The following is a 6,344-nucleotide window of genomic DNA, read 5'->3' as shown; positions in this document are numbered from 1 at the left end:
TTTGACTTATTCTTACTCATTTTGTTTTGATCATTATTTACTCATTTCGGTATTTTCAGGATAGACCCTCATGGCTCTTTGGTAATACCAGATGAAAATGAAAATTTGGTTCATTTTAATCGGTTCCTCATAAAAAGGAAAGGGAGATATAATAATACATGACCTTTTTATAAGATTGTTAAACCATGATCGCTGATTTATTTATAAAAGGAGGAATAAATGATTATCAGTGCTAGCCGGCGAACCGATATTCCCGCTTTTTATGGCGAATGGTTTATGAGACGACTCAAAGATGGATTTGTGGTTATTCCCAATCCGTTCAATACTCACCGTTTTAGCATCCAATCACTTAGCCCTAATGACGTAGAAGCAATTGTCTTTTGGAGCAAAAACCCTCTTCCCCTTATCACCTTCCTTTCCGCAATAGATCGTTTGGGTTTTCATAATCGGTATCTTTTCCATTTTACATTAAATCCTTATTATCAAACCGTATTTGAGCCGCATCTTCCGCCTTTGTCAGAGAGAATTGACACTTTTTCCAGGCTTGCTGATACTATAGGACCGACAAGAATTATTTGGCGCTATGACCCAATTATCTTTTGTAAGGGAAATCTTAAGCTTGATTTAACCTTTCATCAACAAGCTTTTTTCCATTTAATTAAGTTCTTACATCCCTTTACCAAGAAAGTAGTAGTCAGTTTTCTCGATTTCTATAAAAAAAATCACTGGTTTTTTAAAACACTAAAAAAACAATATAACCTTGAGATAATTGAACCGGACCTAAATGCTATTGATGATCTGACTAAAAATATTACAGAAACTGCCAATAGCTTCGGAATTGAGGTTTTTGGATGCTGCGAAAAAACCGAATATTCCAAGGTTATGAAAAAGAATGGGATTAAACCGGGAAGATGTATTCATTTTAATGATATTGAAAGTGCTCTCCCAGAGGTAAAAATCCCCAAAAAAATACAAAAAAAAGATCCTGGTCAAAGAGCTAATTGTGGCTGCACAATTAGTAAGGATATTGGTGTCTACCATACTTGCTGGTACCGTTGTGGATATTGCTATGCAACCGATTTTCGTCGATTCAAACCCAACTCTAGCTTAAGCCTTCCTTACCTATAATAAAAAATTATTTTTAATTTTTCCTCAAAATAAATTTAACTACCTTTCTTCTCCGGTTTTCGATAGGGACCAGGGATAAACTCAACTGTAGGCCGATTTTGCTGAGTTTGAGGGTAAAGTTCCATTAGGTCATAGATTTCCTGTGGAATACCAATGCGAACCGGCAATCCCATTTCCTGAGCTAATTCCACAGTAATTGGAAAATCGTGAGTCCAGATACCGGTACTTAATATATCTGCTAATTTTTTAGCTTTTTCTTCTTCAACCTTATCTTTGACTAAATCATAAACCACCTGATAAACTTGATTGATAGCCTTTCGAGCAATATCTCCTAAAATCAAAGTCTCATCATCTCGATTGGGATTGGGTATTTCTAATGCCCTTAATACAGATGCCGCTGGATATTGAGAATGCATAGTTCCAATTTGAGGATCAACCGGTCCTATAACGGCGTTGGGATCCATTACTACCTCATCGGCAGCCAATGCTATCAGCGAACCACCTGACATGGAGTAGTGTGGAATAAATACCGTCACTTTTGCTGGATGCTTTTTGATGGCTCGGGCAATTTGTTCTGCAGCTAGAACTATTCCTCCTGGTGTATGCAAAATGAGATCAATAGGAATGTTTTTGTTGGTTAAATGAATAGCTCTCAAAATTTTTTCAGAATCTTCAATATTGATATAACGAGCAATAGGGAATCCAAAAAAAGACATTTCTTCCTGGCGATGAATAAGGACAATAACCCGCGATCCTCGTTTTCGTTCCAAACTTCGAATAAAAAAATATCTTTGCTGCTGAAGTGCCTTCATTTGAATAATAGGATAAATCATAATAATTAAAAAAATAATTATCACGATATTCCAGAACACAGAACAAGACCTCCTTAAAATCATTTATATATATTACAAAAACCATTTTTACTTTTAAACCATTTAAGGGGAACAGATATTTCTTTTAATGGTTATATATTGAAATAAGGATAAAATCTATTATAAATGGTAAATCCAAACCCGACTACTCTATTTTGTTACGAGGGAGGTCATTATGAGCCAAAACCGTGAAAAGTGGGTGAAGGAGATTTTTCGGCAAACTGTCATCAAAGCAGTGGAAAAAGGAGAAGAGATACAGGATAAAATTCAAAAATTAACCGAAGAAATTATCAACTCAGAAATCAAAAATCTTGGCTTAAACCGGGAAAAAATGAAAATCTTAGCCCAAAATGCAATGGAAGGAATTATTGAAGGGACAAAAGAAACCCGAGAAAAGGCTGAAGAGTTTAACCAAAAAGCCGTTGACGGGATAATAGCTGCCGTTCGAAACATTCCTGAGTTAAACAAAACGAAAACTCGAGAATATATCAAACACGCGGTTTTTGGAATTAAAGCAACACTAAACAATGCTGGGGATAAAATGATGGATTCGCTGTATAGTGCTCTTGAAAACATATTTGAGCTCAAACAAAAAGCCAGAGTTACGTTTAAATGTATGGCACCAAATGCTTCACAGGTTTACTTAGTTGGATCTTTTAATGATTGGAATCCTACCGTCACTCCTCTCAAAAAAACCCTTAAAGGGCACTGGAGCGTTACCCTCACCATCCCTCAAGGAAGTTATGAATACCGTTATTTAGTTGATAATCAGTGGTTCACTGACCCGAATACCCCCCACATTTTTAACCAATTTGGTACCGAAAATTCTGTTCTCGTCGTAGGAGAATAATTAATCTTTATTCATAATTTTAGTTCCACTTACCAACTCTCCTATAAAATTTAAAAGGAAAGCTGGTAAGTGGATTATCGGTTAAATTCTCGGTAAATTCGAAAAGTGCTTTTTAAAAGTGTTTTCATCCATTTTGGCAATACTGGAAAGTTTAGATAGCTGATCCGGGCTATTTAATTCTTTAGGTTCGAGTAAGGTCATGAAAGCTCTGGCAACCTTATAATTGTAGGAATAGGTATTTACTAAACGAATGGTTTTCTTTCCACTATCGGGATCCATAATTTGATGGAAAGGAATAGGGTTAAGATTCCCCTCTACCAAACTGATCATAGCTCCAGCTTCTTTAAAGTCAGCATTATAATCATCGCCAAGGAGGAAATCCATTGCTCCATATCCCAACTCACGAGTATATTCAATATCAAAGGGGATTGGATCAGCACATCTTAGTTCATATCCGATGTCTTTGGTTACTATAGTTATTTTTTGTTCTCTCTCCGCATAACGATTCTCAATTTCCCGTTTTAAAAGGTCACCTAAGGGCACTTCAGCCAATCGAGGATGTCCGTGTGGATCTTTAGGTATGGGTCTACCCAAAACTTTTTCTAACTGTTCAAAATCACCAAATTTATAAGCTACTCCTTCAGCTATTACACCAATTCCCCAATCCATGCCTTGAAGCTTTCTTTTGAGCATTGAACCTTCGATAATATCACAAACACTTTTTAAAGTCGTTTTTCCATGACCAAACTGTTCGGGAATAATGGTCAAGGTCGCTCCAGCAGCTATTCCCATCCCTAAAGCTAAATGCCCGGCGCTCCGCCCCATAGCAACAACAAAATACCATCGACCCGTCGTCCGGGCATCTTCTAATAAATTCTTTAAAAGGTCGGTACCTAATTCTCGAGCTGTTTGAAATCCAAAGGTTGGCATTTCACCGGGTAAGGGTAAATCATTATCAATTGTTTTAGGAACATGAGCGACATAAAAATTCTTAATCTCTTTGGAAATAATACTGGCACTAAAAGCAGTATCATCTCCTCCGGTCGTTACGAGGTAACCGATATCCATTATTTCCATGGCTTTCTTCACATTGTTTACTTTTTCAGTATCGATTTTTCCATTCTTAATTAAACTGTCTCGGGCAGTTCCTAATATCGATCCACCCTTAAAATGAATTCCATTAACAACTTTTCGATCCAAAGTTATAGTATGTACTTTTGGATCAAAATCAGCTGAAGAAATCCATTTGAATCCGTTATAAATACCCACTACTTCATAACCTCTTTGGATTGATTCAAGCGTTACTGAAGATATAACACCGTTTAGACCTGGTGCTGGACCACCACCCACCAGAATTGCTACTTTCTTTTTTCCCATAACGAAGTTCTACCTCCTTCTCAATCATCCCCATCAGTTTGGGTCGATTTTATATTAATTTTTGGAATTTCACAATATGCTCAAAATCCTCGCCATATTATAACTCAATTATATAAAGGCCAATCAAAAAATATTAACCTAAAAAATTCAGTGATAAGTATTGATAATAATGATAAGATAAAAATAGATACCTAATGGGGTCCACTCCTATAAGGGGAATTTAGGAATTCTTCCAATTCCCTTTCCTGAGTAGTTAAAAATCTTTTCCAAGGAAGGTTTTTAAACCTATAAATGCAGTTTCATTTTTTTCTCAATAAACCTATAAGAAAATCGCCAAAAACTGAACCAACAAATATTTTATAAGTATTTTAGGGGAGCGAGTTTATTGAGTTGGTTTTTGGTCATTGATCCACTACGATTTGCACCAAGAAGACTCTCAAGATGGAATAGAACATCCCGATGGTTAGCAACTCTTAAAAAAACTGATTTTTCTAAAATGAACCAATAACGAGATAATAAAACTGCAAGGAAAGATTAAATTTTATCTCTCCTTGCAGTTCTCAAAGTATCACTTATTTTTTCTCAATAGCTTTAACTGGGACAAACAATGTCCGCCCAGCTCGGCTGATTAGAAGAATTGCCGTATCACCTGGTTCGACTTTGGTTAAAACTGCTTTAAACTCTTCGACCGAAGAAACATCAGTTCGATTGATTTGGAGTATAACATCACCAGCTCTTAACCCGGCTTCTTCAGCTGGACCTCCCGGTGTTACCAAAACAACTACTACTCCTTTACTTTCGGAAAATCCATATTTTTGTTGGAGATCTGCTGAAATTTCACTTATCTCCATACCCAAATCTACCTTTTGGGGAGTTATATCAACAGAAGGTATAATCGCTGTTTCATCTTCCAGTTCTTCTAACTGTACTTCGATGGTTTTCTTTTCACCATTTCTCCAAACTTGGATGTTTGCTGAGTCACCTGGTTTTAAAGACCGAATGGTATTTTGAAGGTGTTTGGTATCGGTGATTTCTTGATCATTGACTGAAAGGATAATATCACCTCGTTGAAAATTTGCTTTCGCCGCTGGTCCATTCTCAATAACATCGGCAACTAATGCTCCGGTAGTTCCTTCATAGCCAAACTGTTTTCCAATTTCTGGTGTAACATTTTGAATGTAGACCCCTAACCAGGATCGGACAACTTTCCCTTTTTCGATTAATTGATCAAGTATCGATTTTGCCATATTGATAGGAATCGCAAACCCAACTCCCTGGGCAAAAGGAATAATAGCAGTATTGATACCAATTACCTCTCCATCCAAATTTAAGAGCGGTCCACCGCTATTTCCTGGATTAATAGCAGCATCCGTTTGCAAAAAGTTTTCGTATTCTTGTCCAGAATCACCCGATGGTACTGCACGCCCTTTAGCGCTCAATACTCCCATAGTTACCGTATGGGAAAGACCATAAGGGTTCCCAATTGCTACTACAAATTCACCTACTCGGGCAGTATCAGAATCACCCAGGGAAAGGGTAGGAAGATTTTCCGCCTCAACTTTAACAACAGCTATATCGGTTAAAGAATCGGCACCAATTACTTTTCCAGAAAATTCTCTTCCATCCAATAAAGTAACCTTTATTTCGTCAGCACCTTCAACCACATGATTATTGGTAATAATATACCCATCTTCGCGAAAAATAAAACCGGTTCCAATGCCTCTTTGAGGTACTTCCCGTTGAAACTGTTCAGGTATTTGATCAAAGAATGGAGCAAAGGGAGCAAAGGGTGAAGTAACCGTCATAGTTTTTGAGGTATTTACATTGACTACAGATGGACTCACCCTATCAACGATATCAGGAATAATATCGTTTACTTCAGGCAGAACAGTAGCTGCCCAGGAAAAGCTGCTTAAGGTAAAAAACACAAACATTGATAACAAAAATCCATAATTTAATTTTTTATTTTTGAACATCTTGGTTCAACCTCCAATTTTACTTTTTATACCATTCATATATTTCTGACTTTTTTTTAGTTCACCGAGTTCCATAATTTTTTATTTTATCTCATATTTTTATAAAAACCCATCTTAATAGTGAATGATTCCCATTTTAGT

General features: G+C 36.6%; 5 protein-coding genes. 2 read left to right on the top strand and 3 right to left on the bottom strand.

Features of this window, described 5'->3' with window-relative positions; genetic code table 11:
- Nucleotides 1-219 precede the first annotated feature (219 nt).
- Complete coding sequence (locus PLK24_RS07000) at nucleotides 220-1,128, top strand: DUF1848 domain-containing protein (RefSeq protein WP_324477629.1); 909 nt, start codon at nucleotides 220-222, stop codon at nucleotides 1,126-1,128.
- Nucleotides 1,129-1,163: 35 nt separating this feature from the next.
- Here PLK24_RS07000 and PLK24_RS06995 read toward each other — a convergent pair whose 3' ends face one another.
- Nucleotides 1,164-2,000 carry an SDH family Clp fold serine proteinase gene (locus PLK24_RS06995; protein ID WP_324477627.1) on the bottom strand — a complete coding sequence of 279 codons (837 nt, stop codon included), beginning with the start codon at nucleotides 1,998-2,000 and terminating at the stop codon, nucleotides 1,164-1,166.
- A 175-nt stretch (nucleotides 2,001-2,175) separates the two neighbouring features.
- Here PLK24_RS06995 and PLK24_RS06990 point away from each other — a divergent pair, with 175 nt between their 5' ends.
- Entirely contained in the window at nucleotides 2,176-2,850 is a 675-nt protein-coding gene (locus tag PLK24_RS06990; RefSeq protein ID WP_324477625.1) for an isoamylase early set domain-containing protein, read from the top strand.
- A gap of 81 nt (nucleotides 2,851-2,931) precedes the next feature.
- Here PLK24_RS06990 and PLK24_RS06985 read toward each other — a convergent pair whose 3' ends face one another.
- Both PLK24_RS06985 and PLK24_RS06980 read right to left on the bottom strand, forming a co-directional pair.
- Nucleotides 2,932-4,227, bottom strand: a complete 1,296-nt coding sequence (locus PLK24_RS06985) for a 6-phosphofructokinase (protein WP_324477624.1) — start codon at nucleotides 4,225-4,227, stop codon at nucleotides 2,932-2,934.
- Between the two features lie 572 nt (nucleotides 4,228-4,799).
- Nucleotides 4,800-6,203, bottom strand: a complete 1,404-nt coding sequence (locus PLK24_RS06980; protein WP_324477622.1) for a DegQ family serine endoprotease — start codon at nucleotides 6,201-6,203, stop codon at nucleotides 4,800-4,802.
- Nucleotides 6,204-6,344 lie beyond the last annotated feature (141 nt).

The organism is Atribacter sp. (genome assembly GCF_035418125.1).
Lineage (GTDB): Bacteria > Atribacterota > Atribacteria > Atribacterales > Atribacteraceae > Atribacter > Atribacter allofermentans.
Note: the sequence above shows the minus strand (reverse complement) of the source record. Positions and strands in the feature narration are given on the sequence as shown.

Coding starts and splice junctions, on each gene's coding strand:
- PLK24_RS07000 (WP_324477629.1), top strand. CDS start 220: ATGATTATCAGTGCTAGCCGGCGAACCGATATTCCCGCTTTTTATGGC.
- PLK24_RS06980 (WP_324477622.1), bottom strand. CDS start 6,203: ATGTTCAAAAATAAAAAATTAAATTATGGATTTTTGTTATCAATGTTT.
- PLK24_RS06985 (WP_324477624.1), bottom strand. CDS start 4,227: ATGGGAAAAAAGAAAGTAGCAATTCTGGTGGGTGGTGGTCCAGCACCA.
- PLK24_RS06990 (WP_324477625.1), top strand. CDS start 2,176: ATGAGCCAAAACCGTGAAAAGTGGGTGAAGGAGATTTTTCGGCAAACT.